Origin of the sequence: Nocardioides sp. N13(2025), from assembly GCF_051912545.1 — a bacterium.
Taxonomy (GTDB): domain Bacteria; phylum Actinomycetota; class Actinomycetes; order Propionibacteriales; family Nocardioidaceae; genus Nocardioides.
Genome location: NZ_CP196809.1, coordinates 1,548,230 through 1,565,000 on the forward strand (window position 1 = coordinate 1,548,230; position 16,771 = coordinate 1,565,000).

16 protein-coding genes are annotated in these 16,771 nt (G+C 72.3%); 8 read left to right on the forward strand and 8 right to left on the reverse strand.

All coding sequences use genetic code 11. The annotated features are described in order from the left end of the window. Window positions 1–7: 7 nt before the first annotated feature. Window positions 8–1,312, forward strand: coding sequence for a glycoside hydrolase family 3 protein (locus ACS3YM_RS07365; protein WP_439939421.1), 1,305 nt, complete (start codon window positions 8–10; stop codon window positions 1,310–1,312). Between the two features lie 3 nt (window positions 1,313–1,315). On the opposite strand, the gene ACS3YM_RS07370 is transcribed toward ACS3YM_RS07365, so the two are convergent. Beyond that, window positions 1,316–2,278, reverse strand: coding sequence for a sigma-70 family RNA polymerase sigma factor (locus ACS3YM_RS07370; protein ID WP_439939422.1), 963 nt, complete (start codon window positions 2,276–2,278; stop codon window positions 1,316–1,318). Window positions 2,279–2,857: 579 nt separating this feature from the next. After that, complete coding sequence (locus ACS3YM_RS07375) at window positions 2,858–4,159, reverse strand: DNA polymerase IV (RefSeq protein WP_439939423.1); 1,302 nt, start codon at window positions 4,157–4,159, stop codon at window positions 2,858–2,860. 114 nt (window positions 4,160–4,273) lie between these two features. On the opposite strand from ACS3YM_RS07375, the gene ACS3YM_RS07380 reads away from it, so the two are divergent. Together ACS3YM_RS07380 and ACS3YM_RS07385 are read left to right on the forward strand one after the other, a co-directional pair. Then, window positions 4,274–5,257, forward strand: coding sequence for a DUF4192 domain-containing protein (locus tag ACS3YM_RS07380; RefSeq protein WP_439939424.1), 984 nt, complete (start codon window positions 4,274–4,276; stop codon window positions 5,255–5,257). 54 nt (window positions 5,258–5,311) lie between these two features. Further along, window positions 5,312–6,775, forward strand: coding sequence for a glutamate-cysteine ligase family protein (locus ACS3YM_RS07385; RefSeq protein ID WP_439939425.1), 1,464 nt, complete (start codon window positions 5,312–5,314; stop codon window positions 6,773–6,775). Window positions 6,776–6,797: 22 nt separating this feature from the next. On the opposite strand, the gene ACS3YM_RS07390 is transcribed toward ACS3YM_RS07385, so the two are convergent. Further along, window positions 6,798–7,265, reverse strand: a complete 468-nt coding sequence (locus tag ACS3YM_RS07390) for a hypothetical protein (protein WP_439939426.1) — start codon at window positions 7,263–7,265, stop codon at window positions 6,798–6,800. 124 nt (window positions 7,266–7,389) lie between these two features. On the opposite strand from ACS3YM_RS07390, the gene ACS3YM_RS07395 reads away from it, so the two are divergent. The 4 genes from ACS3YM_RS07395 (at window position 7,390) to ACS3YM_RS07410 (ending at window position 11,077) form a co-directional block, all read left to right on the forward strand. Then, window positions 7,390–7,791: a universal stress protein gene (locus tag ACS3YM_RS07395; RefSeq protein ID WP_439939427.1), complete on the forward strand. Its 402-nt coding sequence runs from the start codon at window positions 7,390–7,392 to the stop codon at window positions 7,789–7,791. Between the two features lie 61 nt (window positions 7,792–7,852). After that, window positions 7,853–8,425 carry an HhH-GPD-type base excision DNA repair protein gene (locus ACS3YM_RS07400; protein ID WP_439939428.1) on the forward strand — a complete coding sequence of 191 codons (573 nt, stop codon included), beginning with the start codon at window positions 7,853–7,855 and terminating at the stop codon, window positions 8,423–8,425. A 305-nt stretch (window positions 8,426–8,730) separates the two neighbouring features. Beyond that, a complete protein-coding gene (locus tag ACS3YM_RS07405) occupies window positions 8,731–10,032 on the forward strand; it encodes an RNA polymerase sigma factor (RefSeq protein WP_439939847.1) in 1,302 nt (433 codons plus the stop codon). 49 nt (window positions 10,033–10,081) lie between these two features. Further along, on the forward strand, window positions 10,082–11,077 hold the full coding sequence (locus ACS3YM_RS07410; RefSeq protein WP_439939429.1) for a M28 family metallopeptidase: 996 nt from the start codon (window positions 10,082–10,084) through the stop codon (window positions 11,075–11,077). Between the two features lie 15 nt (window positions 11,078–11,092). On the opposite strand, the gene ACS3YM_RS07415 is transcribed toward ACS3YM_RS07410, so the two are convergent. Continuing rightward, on the reverse strand, window positions 11,093–12,229 hold the full coding sequence (locus tag ACS3YM_RS07415; protein WP_439939430.1) for a CapA family protein: 1,137 nt from the start codon (window positions 12,227–12,229) through the stop codon (window positions 11,093–11,095). An 81-nt stretch (window positions 12,230–12,310) separates the two neighbouring features. On the opposite strand from ACS3YM_RS07415, the gene ACS3YM_RS07420 reads away from it, so the two are divergent. Further along, window positions 12,311–12,862, forward strand: a complete 552-nt coding sequence (locus ACS3YM_RS07420) for a hypothetical protein (protein WP_439939431.1) — start codon at window positions 12,311–12,313, stop codon at window positions 12,860–12,862. A gap of 7 nt (window positions 12,863–12,869) precedes the next feature. On the opposite strand, the gene ACS3YM_RS07425 is transcribed toward ACS3YM_RS07420, so the two are convergent. From ACS3YM_RS07425 to ACS3YM_RS07440, 4 genes are read right to left on the reverse strand one after another with little or no spacing between them, the layout of a single operon-like run. Further along, window positions 12,870–13,286 (reverse strand): ATP-binding protein, encoded by a 417-nt coding sequence (locus tag ACS3YM_RS07425; protein ID WP_439939432.1) that lies wholly within the window; start codon window positions 13,284–13,286, stop codon window positions 12,870–12,872. Next, entirely contained in the window at window positions 13,276–13,608 is a 333-nt protein-coding gene (locus ACS3YM_RS07430; protein ID WP_439939433.1) for an STAS domain-containing protein, read from the reverse strand. Before ACS3YM_RS07430 ends, ACS3YM_RS07425 begins: the two co-directional genes overlap by 11 nt. Continuing rightward, entirely contained in the window at window positions 13,605–15,587 is a 1,983-nt protein-coding gene (locus ACS3YM_RS07435; RefSeq protein WP_439939434.1) for a glycosyltransferase family 2 protein, read from the reverse strand. Before ACS3YM_RS07435 ends, ACS3YM_RS07430 begins: the two co-directional genes overlap by 4 nt. Next, the gene (locus tag ACS3YM_RS07440) at window positions 15,584–16,744 is read right to left on the reverse strand and encodes a PP2C family protein-serine/threonine phosphatase (protein ID WP_439939435.1); all 1,161 of its coding nucleotides are present in this window, start codon (window positions 16,742–16,744) and stop codon (window positions 15,584–15,586) included. The genes ACS3YM_RS07435 and ACS3YM_RS07440 overlap by 4 nt, the downstream gene beginning before the upstream one ends. Between the last annotated feature and the right edge of the window lie 27 nt (window positions 16,745–16,771).

Genomic DNA, 16,771 nt, shown 5'->3' on the forward strand with positions numbered 1-16,771 from the left:
CCCGGGCGTGCACCCGATCCGACCCCGCCTGGCCGTGATCGCCGCAACGACCCTGCTCGTCGGTGCGTGTGCGACCTCGGGCGCCGGACCGGGAGACCCCGCAGGGACGCCCTCGAGCACCTCGAGCCCGTCCCGGTCCAGCGAGGCGTCCGCCGAGCCGGAGGACCCCGACACTCCGTCCTCCTGGGGCCCGACCGTCGGCGAGATCGACGAGGCCCGCGCGCTGGTGAGCACCTGGACGCCCGAGCAGCTCGCCGGCCAGGTCATCGTCGGTCGGTTCCACGGCACCGACCCCGAGGTGCCGGCCGAGATGGTGCGCGACCTGCACCTCGCCGGCGTGTCGGTGACGTCGGACAACGTCGTCGACGCCGAGCAGGTGCGCGCCCTGACCGCAGCGGTCGCAGGTGCCGCTGCTGAGGACGGCCGCGACTTCCCCCCGGTGATCGGGGTCGACCAGGAGGGCGGCTACGTCTCCCACCTGCGCGGCATCGCGACCGAGTTCCCCCACTTCCAGTCGGCCGGGCTCGCCATCGCTGCCGACGCGAGGCTCGGTCGCCGGGTGACGCGCGCCGCGGCCCTCACCACGGGCCTGGAGGTCCGCGGGCTGGGCTTCACCTGGGTGTTCGCGCCCGTCGCCGACGTGACCATCGGTGCCGCCGACCCCACGATCGGCGCCCGGTCGCCGTCGGAGGACCCGAAGATCGCCTCGCAGGCCATCGGCGCGGCCATCAAGGGCTTCGACGACGCGGGCATCGTCTCGACGGTCAAGCACTTCCCCGGGCACGGCACTGCGCTCACCGACAGCCACGACACGCTCCCCGTCGTCGACTCCTCGCTGGCCGAGATCGAGCAGCACGACCTGCCGCCCTTCGAGTCGGCCGTCGCGCACCGGGCGCCGGCGGTGATGATGAGCCACCTCGACCTGACCTCGATCGCGCCCGACGTGCCCGCGAGCATGGCGCCCGAGGTCTACGACCTGCTCCGCGACGACCTCGGCTTCGAGGGCGTGGCGATCACCGACTCCCTGGGCATGGGTGCCGTCGGAGGGCGCCCGACGCCCGCGCTGCAGGCGCTCCAGGCCGGTGCCGACCTGCTGCTGATGCCGGTCGACACCGCGACCACGCACCAGATCGTCGTCGACGCGATCAACTCCGGCGAGGTGTCGCGCGAGCGGGTCGAGGAGGCGGCCGCCCGGGTCGTGGCGGTCCAGCTCTGGCAGGCCAGGGTGGCAGCACAACGGCCTGTGCCCGTCGACGTCGTCGAGCGAGCACAGGCCGCCAGCGCGAACCTGCTGTCCGCGGCGTACGAGTAGGTCTCAGGCTGCGAGGTCGGGGTCGCCGGCGCGGCGGAGCTTCTGCAGCGCCTCGCGCTCGAGCTGGCGCACCCGCTCGGCGGAGATGCCGTGGCGTGCGCCGATGTCCGCGAGCTTGTGCTGGCGACCGTCGGCCAGGCCGTAGCGGGCGCGGACGATGTCGGCCGAGCGCTCGTCCAGGATGCCGACCAGGTCCTCGAGCCGCTGCCGGGCCTCGGCATCGAGCACGTTGAGGTCCGGACCGGGTGCGGTCTCCTGCGCCATCAGGTCACCCAGCGAGGTGTCGCCGTCCTCGTCGACCGGGGTGTCGAGGGAGACGTGCTCGCGGCCCCAGCTCATGAGGTCGAGCACGCGGTCGACGTCCATGCCGAGCTCGGTGGCGATCTCCTGCGGCTCCGGGTCGCGACCGAGCTGGCGCTCCAGCGTGCGCCGCGCGCTCCCGACCTGGTTGAGCTCCTCGACGACGTGCACGGGCAGGCGTACGACGCGGGCCTGCTGCGCGATGCCGCGCGTGATGGCCTGGCGCACCCACCAGGTGGCGTAGGTGGAGAACTTGTAGCCCTTGGTGTAGTCGAACTTCTCGACTGCACGGATGAGGCCGGTGTTGCCCTCCTGGATCAGGTCGAGCATGGGCATCTGCGAGCGGCCGTACTTGCGGGCGATCGAGACGACGAGACGCAGGTTGGCCTCGATGAAGCGGTCGACGGCGAGGCGGCCCTGCTCGGCGAGCCACTCGAGCTCCTCCTCGTTGGCGCTCATCGGTGCGCCGCCCTTGCGCCTGCCGATCCGGCCGGTGTCGAGCAGGTGCTGGGCCAGCAGGCCTGCCTCGATGGTCTTGGAGAGCTCGACCTCGGTCTCGGCGTCGAGGAGCGGGGTGCGAGCGATCTCGTCGAGGTAGAGGCCGACGCTGTCGCGGCCCTCGATCTCACGAGTGGTGGTGGTGCGCTTGGCCTGTGCCGTGCTCATGGTCGTCCTCCTGCGTCTCGTGCGATCACCCCGTGTCGCACATCTGGTCCAACACCTGTGTCCGTTGCCGTGTTCCCGACCGGATTGCGGTGCCTTCACCTGCACTGACGAGCCAGTCGCCTCGGGAGTTGCACGATCGTCGAACTCTCAGGGACTTCTCAGGGGTACCCGCGCGGCCGGGGCGCCATGCGGTGCCTGGTGGGGCCGGACCTGTGGAGGACGGGGCCGTCAGCTGTGGAGCACGGAAGGTCTTCTGTGGGGAACCCTGTGGGACCCAAGGTTTGTCGCGTCAACCCCTTGCGGCCCCACGCCCGGGCGGCATAGAACTCTCCCTACCGGAACCGCTTCGGCGGGGCCGGGGATCGGATCGGAAGAACAGCACCATCCGGCGAGCTCGCTCGCTGCGCGGGCCCGGTGACGGGGTCGGCGGGAGCTGGGAGACCGGTGCGGTGGCCCGGACGTCACCACCCCCGGGCACATCGAGGGGCTCCTGATGCTCATACCATCTGGAGCCCCTCACCTGTGTTGCGCCATCGAGGGTGCCCGATGCGGCGCCGGCATCGCAACTTCAGCCCGGGCTCACTCCTCCGTGGGTGGTTCGGCACGGTGCAGGGCGGGGTCGTCCGACTTGTAGCTGCGCACGGGGCCCGGCGGGGTGTCGGCGGTCTCGAACCGCACGGTCACCACGCCCGACCCCGACCCCCAGACCCATCCGGGACCCATCTCGTCGTGGACCACGTCGGCGCCCGGGGGCCAGCTGCGCCGCGGCGGCTCGGGCAGCGTGACCTCGACCTCCTCCTCGTCGGCGGTCTCGCCGAAGAGGTCCTCCTGCACCCAGTCGGCCAGCCCCGAGACCCCGACCCCGAGCAGACGGACCCCGCCCGTCGTGTCCAGGTCGCCCAGCAGCGACCGCGCCACACGGCCGATCGTCGCGCCGTCGTCGGTGGGGCTGGAGAGCGTGCTCGAGCGACTCAGGGTGGTGAAGTCGTGCAGCCTGACCTTGATCGAGACGGTCCGGCCCGAGAAGCCGTTCTTGCGCATCCGGGTGCCGACCTCCTTCGCCTGACGGGTGAGCAGGCCCTCCATGAGGCGGCGGTCGGTGAGGTCGGAGTCATAGGTCCCTTCGACGCTGACCGACTTGGTCTCGCGCTCGGCGAGGACCGAGCGGGGGTCCTGCGCCCGTGCCAGCTGCCACAGCCCGTGGCCGTGCGCCTGTCCGAGGAGTCGTACGAGCTCGTCCTCGCTGACCTGCTCGAGCTCGGCGATGGTGTGGATGCCGGCGCGCCGCAGTCGCTCGGCCGTGGCCGGGCCGACGCCCGGGATCACGGTGACCTTCATCGGCCGCAAGAGGTCGAGCTCCGTGCCGGGCGGCACGACGGTCATCCCGTCGGGCTTGTCCAGCTCGCTGGCCACCTTGGCGAGGAACTTCGAGGACGCGATGCCGACGGTCGCGGTCAGGCCCCCGGTGACCTCGTGCACGCGAGCGCGGAGCTGCGCGCCGACCTCCGTGACGGTCGCCACCTCCAGGTCGGGGAGCCCGGCCGCGGCGAGGTCCACGAACGCCTCGTCGAGCGAGAGCGGCTCCACGAGGGGTGACAGCTCGCGCAGCACCTGCATCACCCGGGCACTGGTCTCCCGGTAGGCGTGGAACCTGCCGCTCAGGAACGCGGCGTGCGGACACCGGGCGCGTGCCTCACGGGTGGACATGGCCGAGCCGACGCCGAAGCGACGGGCCTCGTACGACGCGGTGGCCACGACGCCGCGTCCACCGGTGCCCCCGACGATCACCGGCTTGCCCCGCAGCGACGGCTTGTCGCGCTGCTCGACGGCGGCGAAGAAGGCGTCCAGGTCCAGGTGCAGGATCGACGCGGTGGAGCGCACCCGAGCATTGTCGCAGGCCGCGAATCGTCCACAGGCACGCCCTGCAGGGCTTCCTCCACAGGGCGCCGCCGCAGCGGGCATGGGGCGTCGGTGCGGACGGGAAGCGTCCTCGGCATGGATCCCACAGACCGCACCCCACCAGCTCCCGCTCCCGTCACCGCGCTCACGGCGCGCACGCCCGGCGACATCGCCGCCTTCGTCCCCGTCGCCCTCGGCTTCGTCCCCGACCACTCGGTGGTGATGGTGAGCATCGGCTCGCCGGGCAGCATGAACGCTCGCGTCGACCTCCCGCACGACCCCGACGACGTCGACGACGTGGTGGAGGCACTGCTCCGTCCCGCCCTGCGCAACGGCGTCCGGGAGGTGGTCGTGGTGGTCTACGACGACGACACGACCGTGGCGGACGAGGCCGCCTGGGCGATCCACGAGGAGTTCACCGCCGCGGGCATCGGGGTGCGCGAGGTCCTGCGCGTCCACGACGACCACTGGTACGCCGTGCTGCCGGGGGCGCCGCTGGCGGCCTACCAGGGTGTCCGGTTCACGCTGGCCGAGCACGCCTTCACTGCCCAGGCGGTCTTCGACGGACGCGTGACCCACGCCAGCCGCGAGGCGCTGCGCGCCACCATCGCCACCGACGTCGACGCCGTACGACGGGCCGAGCCCGACCTGGCCGTCGCATCCCTCCTGCCGGCAGGCGCGCTCGGGGCCCTGACCCGCCGTCACGTGGCGAAGCGCACGACCTTCTCCGGAGCCGAGCTGGCCTCTGCCGCCGTCACCGTGGCGTCGGCGGGCAGGCGCGAGGAGGCGTGGGCGTGGCTCTCGCGCGACGACGCGCGCCGGGCCGTCGAGCTGTGGTCGGACGCGGTGCGCAGGCTGCCCTCGAGCCACGTCGCCGGGCCGGCCGCGGTCCTGGCCTTCGCGGCGTGGCTGGTCGGCGACGGCGCGCTGGCGTGGTGCGCCGTCGACCGGTGCCGCGAGGCGGAGCCCGACCACTCCCTCGCCGGCCTGGTGGCGCAGCTGCTCGAGTCCGCCACCTCGCCCGACACGTGGGAGGTGCTGCGACCGCGACCGGGGAGCACGGCCGATCCGGCTGCGTGATGCCCCTCCCTGCGGACGGTTCCCGCGCCCTGCGCGCGTGACTAGGGTGCCGTCATGGGAGAAGAGGTCGAGCAGCAGGAGTTCAGCCGCGCTGACCGGACGCGTCACCGGGAGAAGGTGCGTCGCAACCTCGACGTGTTCGCCCGGATGCTCCGCGAGGCGCGCTTCGACACCGACGACCCGATGACCGGGCTGGAGATGGAGCTCAACCTCATCGACGACGCGGGCGACCCGGCGCTGAAGAACGCCGAGGTGCTCGAGGCCATCGCCGACCCCGACTTCCAGACCGAGCTCGGGCAGTTCAACATCGAGATCAACCTCGCGCCGGCCAAGCTGCGCGAGGGCGGACTGACGACCTTCGAGGAGAGCCTGCGGCGCTCGCTCAACGATGCGGAGGAGAAGGGCAGCCAGGTCGGTGCCCACCAGGTGATGATCGGCATCCTGCCGACGCTGGCCGAGGGTCACATGACCGTCTCGTCGCTGAGCTCCAACCCGCGCTACAAGCTGCTCTCCGAGCAGATCCTCGCCGCGCGGGGCGAGGACATCACCATCAGCATCTCCGGACGCGAGCGGCTCACCACCACTGCCGACTCCATCGTCCCCGAGGCTGCCTGCACCAGCACGCAGTTCCACGTCCAGACCTCGCCCGACCAGTTCGCGGCCTACTGGAACGCCGCGCAGGCCATCGCCGGCGTGCAGCTGGCCGTGTCGGCCAACTCCCCGTTCCTGCTCGGCAAGGAGCTGTGGCGCGAGACCCGGATCCCGCTGTTCGAGCAGGCGACCGACACCCGGAGCGAGGAGCTCAAGGCCCAGGGCGTCCGACCGCGGGTGTGGTTCGGCGAGCGGTGGATCACGTCGGTCTTCGACCTCTTCGAGGAGAACGTCCGCTACTTCCCGGCGCTGCTGCCGATCACCGACGAGGAGGACCCGCTCGAGGTGCTCGAGTCCGGGGGCACCCCGTCCCTCCACGAGCTCAAGCTGCACAACGGCACGATCTACCGGTGGAACCGGCCGGTCTACGACATCTCCGACGGCATGCCGCACCTCCGCGTGGAGAACCGGCTGCTCGCGGCCGGGCCCACCGTGGCCGACACCATCGCCAACGCCGCGCTCTGGTTCGGCCTGATCCGCTTCCTCGCCGAGAGCGAGCGCCCCCTGTGGTCGCAGATGTCCTTCTCGGCGGCCGAGGAGAACTTCCACGTGGCGGCCCAGATGGGGGTCGACGCACAGGTCTACTGGCCCGGGCTCGGCCAGGTCCGGGCCACCGAGCTGGTGCTGCGGCGGCTGCTGCCGATGGCCCGTGCGGGGCTCGACGCGTGGGGCGTGCCCGGCGAGGAGAGCGACCGCTACCTCGGGATCATCGAGCAGCGGTGCCTCCACGAGACCAGCGGAGCGGCCTGGTTCGTCGAGCAGGTGCGGGCGCGTGGGGGAGAGGACCGCTACGACGCCCTGCGGGCCACGCTCCTCGACTACCGCGACCGGATGCACAGCAACGAGCCGGTGCACCTCTGGGACTGACCCTTCCCGGGGGCCCGCACCCCTAGCCCGGCCGTCGGCGCAGCCGCCGCCACTCGCGGCGTACGTCACTCACCGGGTCGAACCAGCCCCGACGCGTCACCACCACGAGGCCCAGCGGCGACCCGAGGCTGGCGCAGGCCCACGAGGAAGGTCCCAGCCAGCGCAGGTCGTCGTCGTGCGGGCTGAGCTCGCCCGGTCGGGTCAGCCACAGGTAGGGCCGCGGGACCAGCGCGGCCGAGTGCCGCAGCAGGGACAGGACGACGTCGGCCCGGAGGCCGGCGTCGCTCGCGGGCGGGTCCTCCACGTGACGGACGGCGCGGCCCGGCACGCCCGCGTGCAACGTGGTGGGGAACCGGCGCCGTGGCTCGGTCTCGACGAGCTCCAGGGTGGCGGCACGCAGGACCGTGTGGGTGTGGCGCTCGATCGGAGCCTGGAGGCCGGGGTGGAGACCGGGGTGGAGACCGGGGTGGAGGGCGGGACGGGGTGCCACGAGCCCACCCTGCCGCAGGGACACCCGTCCGACGCGCCTCTCCACAGGCTGCCCAAGGCCCAGTGTTTCCGTTACGGTGCCCACAGGCTCACGGCGTCGCGCTGTGGCCCCGAGAGGAGACACCATGGGCACCGTTGTCGTCGGATACGTCCCGAAGCCGGAGGGCGAGGCCGCCCTGGCCGCCGGCATCAGCGAGGCGAAGCTGCGCGGCAGCAAGCTCGTCGTGGTGAACTCCCACCGAGGCGGTCAGGAGTTCGACGGGCCCAAGGCCCGCGCGGCCGAGGACGACCTGGCGGCCATCAGGACCACGCTCGAGGAGGCCGGCGTCGAGCACGACATCCGCCAGCTCGTGCGCGGGTTCGAGCCGGCCGAGGACCTGATCAGCATCGCCGAGGCCAACAGCGCCGAGCTCCTCGTCATCGGCCTGCGACGCCGCTCGCCCGTCGGCAAGCTCATCCTCGGCAGCAACGCCCAGCGTGTGCTGCTCGACGCTCCCTGCCCCGTGCTGGCGGTCAAGGCCCAGTAGTCGGGCCCAGTAGTCCCGCCGCGCACGCGACCCGGTGCCGGGCGTGAGGGATGATGGGCGCATGGGCTTCCAGATCACCGGCGACCCGGCCGCCGACAAGGTTCTCGACGACTCCTCCTTCGCCCTGCTGGTGGGCATGATGCTCGACCAGCAGTACCCGATGGAGCACGCGTTCCGCGGCCCGGCGAAGGTGCTCGAGCGGCTCGGCACGTTCGCCCCGGCCGCCATCGCCACGGCGGACCCCGAGGAGTTCGCGGCGATGGCCGCCACGACCCCGGCTATCCACCGCTTCCCCGGCTCGATGGCGGCCCGGTTGCAGGAGCTCGCCCGGATCGTCGAGGACACCTACGGTGGGGACGCCTCCAGGCTCTGGACCGAGGCCACCGACGGCAAGGACCTGCTCAAGCGGGTGATGTCGCTGCCGGGCTTCGGCAAGCAGAAGGCCCAGATCTTCGTGGCCCTGCTCGCCAAGCAGCTCGGCGTACGCCCCGAGGGCTGGGAGGCGGTCGTCGGCGACTACGCCCTGGAGGGGCACCGGTCGGTCGCCGACGTCGTGGACGCCGACTCGCTGCAGAAGGTGCGCGACTTCAAGAAGGCCAAGAAGGCCGCCGGGCGGGCGGGCACGGGCCCGTAGGCGTACGCGTCGGGTGGTGCGATGTCGGGGTGTGTGGACCGTCGTGGCAGAATGACGGCGCGGCTCTTGACGTCACCGGGCCTCGCCGCGCCCCGAAGCACTTTTGACGAGAGGTGTTCGTGTCCTCACACGCACGCAAGTTGCTCCCCGCCGAGGTGCTGACGCACCCCTCCATCACCGCCCTGGTCGCCGGAGGCACGCCCACCGGGACCGTGTCCCCGGAGGACGTGCGTCGCGCCAGTGACGAGGCCGGTGTCGAGCCCAAGCACCTGAAGGCGCTCCTCGTGCACCTCAGCGGCCTCGGCATCTCCGTCCACGTCGACGCCACCAGCCTGCGTGCGGTCGCCGCGACCAGCAAGCGCACCGCCACCTCCGCCGCGGCCAAGAAGGCTCCGGCGAAGAAGGCCGCAGCGGCCGCCGAGGCGCCCGCGAAGCCCGCCGCCAAGAAGGCGGCCGCGAAGAAGGCGCCGGCCAAGAAGGCCGCAGCGAAGCCCGCGGACGAGGTCGTCGACCTCGGCGCCACCGACGCTCCGGCGATCGGTCCCGACGGCAAGAAGGTCCTCCCCGACATCCCCGACGAGGTGTTCGAGAAGGACGTCGCCAAGGACCCGACGATCAAGGAGGACGAGAAGCAGGCCTTCACCGTCTCCGCGGCCGACGAGACCGACGAGCCCGAGCAGCAGGTGATGGTGGCCGGTGCCACCGCCGACCCGGTCAAGGACTACCTCAAGCAGATCGGCAAGGTCCCCCTCCTCAACGCCGAGATGGAGGTCGAGCTCGCCAAGCGCATCGAGGCCGGCCTGTTCTCGGAGGAGAAGCTCGCCAAGGGCGGCCGGATCAGCCCCAAGATGCTCGAGGAGTACGAGTGGATCGCTGAGGACGGCCGTCGCGCGAAGAACCACCTCCTCGAGGCCAACCTGCGACTCGTCGTCTCGCTGGCCAAGCGCTACACCGGTCGCGGCATGCTCTTCCTCGACCTCATCCAGGAGGGCAACCTCGGCCTGATCCGTGCGGTCGAGAAGTTCGACTACACCAAGGGCTACAAGTTCTCCACCTACGCCACCTGGTGGATCCGCCAGGCCATCACCCGGGCCATGGCCGACCAGGCTCGCACCATCCGCATCCCGGTGCACATGGTCGAGGTCATCAACAAGCTCGCCCGCGTGCAGCGCCAGATGCTCCAGGACCTGGGCCGCGAGCCCACGCCGGAGGAGCTGGCCAAGGAGCTCGACATGACCCCGGAGAAGGTCATCGAGGTCCAGAAGTACGGCCGCGAGCCCATCTCCCTGCACACGCCCCTCGGCGAGGACGGCGACAGCGAGTTCGGTGACCTGATCGAGGACTCCGAGGCGATCGTCCCCGCCGACGCGGTCTCGTTCACCCTGCTCCAGGAGCAGCTGCACGCGGTCCTCGACACGCTGTCCGAGCGCGAGGCCGGCGTGGTGTCGATGCGCTTCGGCCTCACCGACGGCCAGCCCAAGACCCTCGACGAGATCGGCAAGGTCTACGGCGTGACCCGCGAGCGGATCCGCCAGATCGAGTCCAAGACGATGTCCAAGCTGCGGCACCCGAGCCGCTCGCAGGTCCTGCGCGACTACCTGGACTGATCCGAGCACTCGGCGTCATGGGGATCGCGCGTTCGCACCCGCGGTCCCCATGACGTCCGGTCCCCGGATCCGACGTGTCGTCGCCGGCGCGGCCGGACTGGCGCTCACCCTGTCGGCCTGCTCGTCGGAACGACAGTCGCAGCCGTCTCCGCCCGACCGGACGCCACCGGCGCACGGCCCCCTCACCGCGACGACCACCAGGTCCGCGGCGCCGACCGAGGCGCCCGCACGCGGGGTCCGCGCCGATGACCTCGACCCTTCGGTCGCGGTGCGCGCGGTCCGTCACCTCGCCGGTGCCGTCGGTCCACGAGAGGCCACCGGTCGGTCCTACGCCCGCGCGGCCGGTTGGGTGGCGCGCGCCTTCCGGCGGCTCGGCTACGACGTCGGGCGCCAGCGTGTCGACGTACCTGCGGGGGTGTCGTGGGGCGTCGACGTCCCCGCGGGCACCTCGGTCAACGTGGTCGCGACGCCGGACGGCTTCGACCCCCGCGAGCCGCACCTGGTCGTGGGCGCCCACCTCGACACGGTCCCGCAGGCGCCCGGTGCCGAGGACAACGCCTCAGGCGTCGGCGTGGTGCTCGCGGTGGCGGAGGCGGCCGCGGTGAGGAGCACCCGCCTGCCGGTCGTGTTCGTCGCCTTCGGGGCCGAGGAGCCGCGCGGACCCTCCGACGACGACCACCACTACGGCTCGAGGGCGTACGTCGCGCGGCTCACGCCCGCGCAGCGCCGGGCGGTCCGTGGGATGGTCTCCCTCGACCGGGTCGGGGTCGGGGACCAGGTGCCCGTGGGCTCGGCCGGGAGCTCCGACCCTCTGCAGCGCAGCCTCCTCGCGGCCGCCCGTCGCGCCGGTGTGCCGGCCGTGGCCGACCCGGGCCAGCGCAGCAGCGACCACTGGTCGTTCGTGCGCGCCGGCTTGCCGGGAGCTCGGCTGGGCTCGACGCCGTACGCCGGCTACCACTCCGCCGGTGACGTCCCGGGGGTCGTGGCTCCGGAGCAGCTGGAACGCGTGGGGCGCCTGCTCCTCGCGTGGCTGGCACCCGCATAGGCGCCTCCTCGGGGCTCAGCGGGTCAGCCCGGCACAGGCGCGCAGCACCTCGCGCTGGGCACGGAAGTCGGCCGCGGCCGTGGTGCCGACCGGCGCGGGGAGGCCGTCGGCCCCGATCGCCGCAGGCCACCACTCCGCGTCCACCACTGTCGCGCGGCCGGACGGCCGAGGCGGTGGCTGGACCGTGAGGGTGAGGACGCCGGTGGGCCCGGGGGAGTACCAGGCGAAGTTGCCCAGCCCGTAGGCCACGTAGCCGCGCCCGAGGTGGCCGTCGCCCTGCAGGCGATGGGCATGGGTGCCGACGACGACGTCCGCGCCCGCCTCCACGAGACGGGCGGCCATGGACCGCTGGTCGACGCTCGGGCAGCGCTCGCCCTGGACGCCCCAGTGGAGGTAGGTGACCACCACGTCCGCGTCTCGGTCGGCTCGGCGCACCTCGGCCAGGAGCCGCGCCGGTTCGATCGCGTCGGCGATGCCGGACCGGCCCGCGCCGGCCGCCCAGTGCCCGGTGGCGTCGGCGGTCGGGTCCTGGTCGGCGAGGGAGGCCGCCAGCGTGGCGACGAGGGTGCCGCGGACGTCGGTCAGGTCGGGCCGGAACGCCTCGTCCGCGTCGCGGCCGATCCCGACGACCGACAGCGGCGGGTCGGCGTCCGCGGCCGATCGTGCGGCGCGCAGCGTGCTGGGGAGGCGGGCCCTGCTGAGGTCGAGGGCGTGGTTGTTGGCCATGCTCGCGACGTCGATGCCCGCGGCGGCCAGTGCGGCGAACGCCGCTGGAGAGGCGGAGAAGGTGAAGCGCTTGCCGGGCTCGGGCCGGCCGCCGGTCCCGACCGAGGTCTCGAGGTTGACGATCGCCAGGTCGGCCGCCGCCAGGGCAGCGGCGGCCGGTCCGAGAGCAGTGTCGGGCTCGTCCAGCCGGCGCGCCAGCGCCCCCTCGAAGTGCACGTCGCCCGCCAGGGCGATCCGGACCGGCCGGGACCGCTCGTCCCCCGGGTCGGGCTCGCGGGGCGTGGAGGCCGACCCCGTCGGCGCCCGGCCGGGGGAGGACGTCACGTCCGACGACTGCCGCCCGCCGGGTGTCGTACAGGCCGCGAGGCCCAGCGTGACCGCCGCCGCACAGAGGATGCGCACGCTCCGGCCCCCTGCTCCCGCCATGGCGCCATCGTGCCACCGGTGCCCGCGCATCCCCCTGAAGTAGGTGGACGTTCGGGGGGAGGGAGGTGCCACACTCGTCGCATGAGAACTCGGACAGCTCTGACCGCCGGCGCCGCGCTCGTGCTCGCCGGACTGACCGTGGCTCCCGCCAGCGCGGAGTTCTACGGCATCGACGACCCGGCCGACGCGAGCGCCTCCCTGACCGACATCTACAGCATCGACGCCAACCACGGCCGCGAGAACCTTCGCGTCCGGGTGAGGTTCAACGAGCTGATGCGCTCCAGCGCGGCCGGGCTGTCGATCTTCATCGACTCCGACCGCGGCGTGAAGGGACCTGAGTACGTCCTCAGCAGCGGGCTCGGCGACGGCACCGACTACGTGCTCACCCGCGCCGAGGCGTGGCGCGGCAGCGACGATCGCGTGAAGTGCGACTACGTCGCACGGCCGAGGTGGGGCAAGGACCTGTTCCGGGCGGTCATCAGCCGTGAGTGCTTCGACTCGGCGGGCTCGGTCCGGGTCTCGGTCAAGATGGTCGACCAGGCCGACGGGTCGCACCCCGTCGTCGACTGGGTGCCCAAGCGGCACCGCTGGAGCCTGCCCATCGAGTCGGGGCTCGGCTCGACGGGCGCCTGAGCGCGGCTCAGGCAGTCAGGTCGCGGCGCATGATCCAGACGTTGACGCCGTCCTCACGCTGGTAGTCGAGGTGGTCGAGCACGGCGGACGCCAGTGCGAGGCCGCGGCCGGACTCCGCCATCTCGCCTGGCATCTCCGGCACGCCTGACGCGTCCCAGCCGGGGTACTCCTCTCCCGAGTCCGAGAGGCGAGCGGACAGCGCGTCGGGCAGCACCTGCAGGCTGAACCGCCAGGCGACCCGGCCCGCAGGACGCCCGTGCTCCACGACGTTGTTGGCCAGCTCCATCACCGCGGTCTCGAACATCATCACGTCGGCCGCCGGGACGTGGGGGTGCTCGGCGGACGCCTGCTCGAGCAGGTCGTGGAGCCGCTCCAGGTCCTGGGGCACCGCCAGCCCGCCGAGCTCGTAGCGCTCACCAGTCACTGCGGGCGTCCTCCACTGTCGGGTGGGCACGCAGGATGCGGTCGAGGTTGGTCAGCTTCAGGACCGTGCGGACCTGCTCGCCGGCAGCCGCGATACGGAGGTCGCCGCCCGCCTGGCGACAGGTCTTGAGCCCGCTGACCAGCGCCCCGAGGCCCGAGGAGTCGATGAACGTCGTCGGGCCGAGGTCGACGACCACCCGGGGGGCCTGGGCGACCGCCGCGCCGATCGCGTCGCGGAACGACGCTGCCACGGCCATCGAGACGCGTGCCGGACACACGATCACCGCGACCCCGTCGCTGACCTCGGTCTGCCAGTCACTCATGCTGCGATCTCCTCGATGTCGCTCGCGAACTCAGGTGCACGGAAGCGTGCAGCCTCGATGATGACGCTCAGGACGAGCAGGTCGTAGGCGACCCAGAGCCAGTTGACGCCCGTGCCGACGACCGACGTCGAGGTGCCGAGCCACAACCGGAGCCCGCCGACGACGCACGCGGCGACGAGGACACCCATCGCCAGCAGCTGGGGCCAGATGAGGCGCCAGGGGAACGGCTGGCGGGCCTGGCGGGTCTTGGGCGTGACCACGAAGCCGAGCGGCCGGCCGAACCACACGTTGGCGGCCGCAGTCACGCAGGCCCGTATCCACAACGGGAACAGCGCCAGGCTGTACTGGTGCCCGCGCCACGTCTTCACGCCGTAGCCCACGACCGCGAACAGCAGCTGGTTGAGCACGACGTAGGGGACGAAGTAGGCCAGGAAGGTCAGGCCGTAGGCCTTCACCGGCAGGATGCCCAGGCACAGGTAGACGACGGGTGCTGCGAGGTAGATCACGGCGGCGAAGCCGGACAGGTAGCTCCACATCGTCGCGAAGTACATCAGCCGCTGCCCGGCGCTCAGGCCGCGCTGCGTCAACGGGTTCTCGCGCAGCAGCACCTGCAACGTGCCCTGCGCCCAGCGCAACCGCTGTTGCAGCATCGTGCGCAGGTCCTCCGGCGCGAGGCCGTGGGCGAGGACCTCGTGGTGGTAGACCGACCGCCACCCGTTGGCGTGCAGGCGCATGCAGGTGGCCATGTCCTCGGTGACCGAGACCGTCGCGAGCGGCATCATCGGCTGTGCCTCGTCCGCACGGTCGACGTCGACGGCGGTCATGAGGCGACGTACGGAGTCGACCGCGCCGAGGGGCGAGAACTCACGGCTGGACAGGTGCTCGAGCGCCTGCTCGTCGACGACGGGGACACCGAGCTCGGCGTCGATGCCGACGGGAAGCATCTCCGGCGAGTCGCTGGAGAGGGCCTCGAGCTCGGCGAGGTCGGCGCGGATCGCGGCGAGGTCGTCGCTGACCACACCGCGGCCGGCGGCCTGCACGGCCTGCTGGAACTCGTAGGTGACCTCGGACACGGGCACGCCCTCGTCCAGCCGCCGTTGCGCGAGCTGGACTGCCTCGAGCACGCTGCTGATCGCCGGCACGAGCTCGGGGGTGTCCTTGCGGGCGCGGGCCACGGCGCGGGTCAGGATGCGCCGGGAGGCATGCAGCGTCTCGCGGACGGCGGCCTCCACCTCGCGGACGTAGCCGACGATGCCGAGCTGCATGAGCGCGTCGCGACGCAGCAGCGCGTTGGAGCCGCAGAAGAAGGCCGCGTTCCAGCCGTCCTTGCCCTGCTGGATGGGGCCGTAGAAGAGCGGGGCCTGGCTGCCGAGCGGGTCGCTGCCGGTGACGTTGCTGAACCACTGCGGGGTCTGGACGAGCGCCACCTCGGGGTCCCGGAACCAGCCGAGGGTGTGGTCGAGGATGCGCGGGTCAGGGACCTGGTCGGCGTCGAGCACCAGCAGGAACTCACCGTCCGTGCGGAACAGGGCACTGTTGAGGTTGCCGGCCTTGGCGTGGCGGGGCATGTCGCGCCACTCGTCGCCGCGCGTGAGGTAGCCGACGCCGAGGCGATCGGCCTCGGCGCGCATCTCGGGCCGGTCGCCGTCGTCGAGGATCCAGGTCTGGTGCGGGAAGGTGATGCGGGTCGCCGCCTGGGCCGTGGCCGCGACCATCTCGACCGGCTCGTCGTAGGTGGTGATCAGCACGTCGACCGTCGCGCCCTCGGGGGGCGGGGGAGCCTGGCCCCGGTCCTTGCGGCGCCACATCGTCAGCCCGAAGAGGTAGGAGTCGATGAGGGAGTAGGTCTCCGCGACGACGAGGGGGACGGCGATCCACCAGTTGACCCAGTTGACCGAGTAGAGCCAGCGCCACCCCACGTAGAGCGTGCCGGCGATGAGGGTGAGGAGGACGAGCAGTCGGATGGCGAGCTGCTTCACGCGTTCTCCCGTCGGACCGCGATCACGGTCAGGTCGTCGGTGGTGGTGAGCTCGCCGACCCGCTGGATCACGAGGTCCACGATCGTCGCGGGCTTCTGGGCCTGGGCGGCGAGCTCCCGTGCGCCCGCGAGCGCGTCCTCGGCGGTGGCGAAGGCGTCGAGGACGCCGTCGCTCACCACGAGCAGCGTCTCGCCGGGTGCCAGGACCGCGGTGCGCGAGGTCCACTGGTCGCCTCGCAGCGCCCCGAGCGGCAGGTCGCCGGACGCGAGACGTCGTACGCCACCGTCCGGCTGGAGGACGAGCGCCAATCCGTGCCCGGCGTCGACGTAGTCCATCTCGCCGGTGGCCGGGTCGATGCGGACCGCGAACATCGTGACGAACCGGCCCGCGTCGTCGAGGTCGTCCTGGCTGTCGGTCGCGGCACGCGAGACCGTGGTCGCGACGGTGTTGTAGGGGGACGTGCCGCGCACCAGCGTGCGCACGGCCGAGGCGATCACCGCTGCCACGAGGCCCTTGCCCATCACGTCGGCGAGCACGACCTGCAGACGACCGTCGAGCACCTGCCAGTCGTAGAAGTCGCCTCCGACGGCGCGTGCGGGCAGGGAGTGTCCGGAGACCTCGAGGCCCGGCACGTGCACGTCGTGGCGTGGCACCAGTCGCCGCTGCACCTCGACGGCCTCGCGTTGGTCGTGGTCCTTGGCGAGCTCCTGCTCGACCCACGCCACGAGGTCGCTGAGCATGTGGTCCTCGGCCTCGGTGAGCTCGCGAGGCTCGCCGTCCGCCAGGCAGAGGGTGCCGACGACCTCTCCGTCCGCATGGAGGAGGCGTCCGGCGTAGAACACGACCGGGTCGTCCGACAGGACCGCCGGGTGCCGGGCGAAGACGGGGTCCAACCGTGCGTCGCGCAGGTCGAGCGGTCGGCCCTGCTCGACCGCGGTCGCGCAGATGGAGTCGGAGACGGGACGGACGTCGGAGTCCAGGCCCACCTGAGCCAGGCTCACCTGTTCGCGGTCGCTGATGAGGTTGACGGCCGCGACGGGCACGTCGAAGAGGCGTCGCGCCAGGCGGACCACACGATCGAACCGCTCATCCGTGCGGACGGACGAGCTGATGTTCTCGAGGGCCGCAAGACGAGCGGGGGCATCGAGCCGAGACACGGGCGTGACTCTAGCAACGCGTGGTGC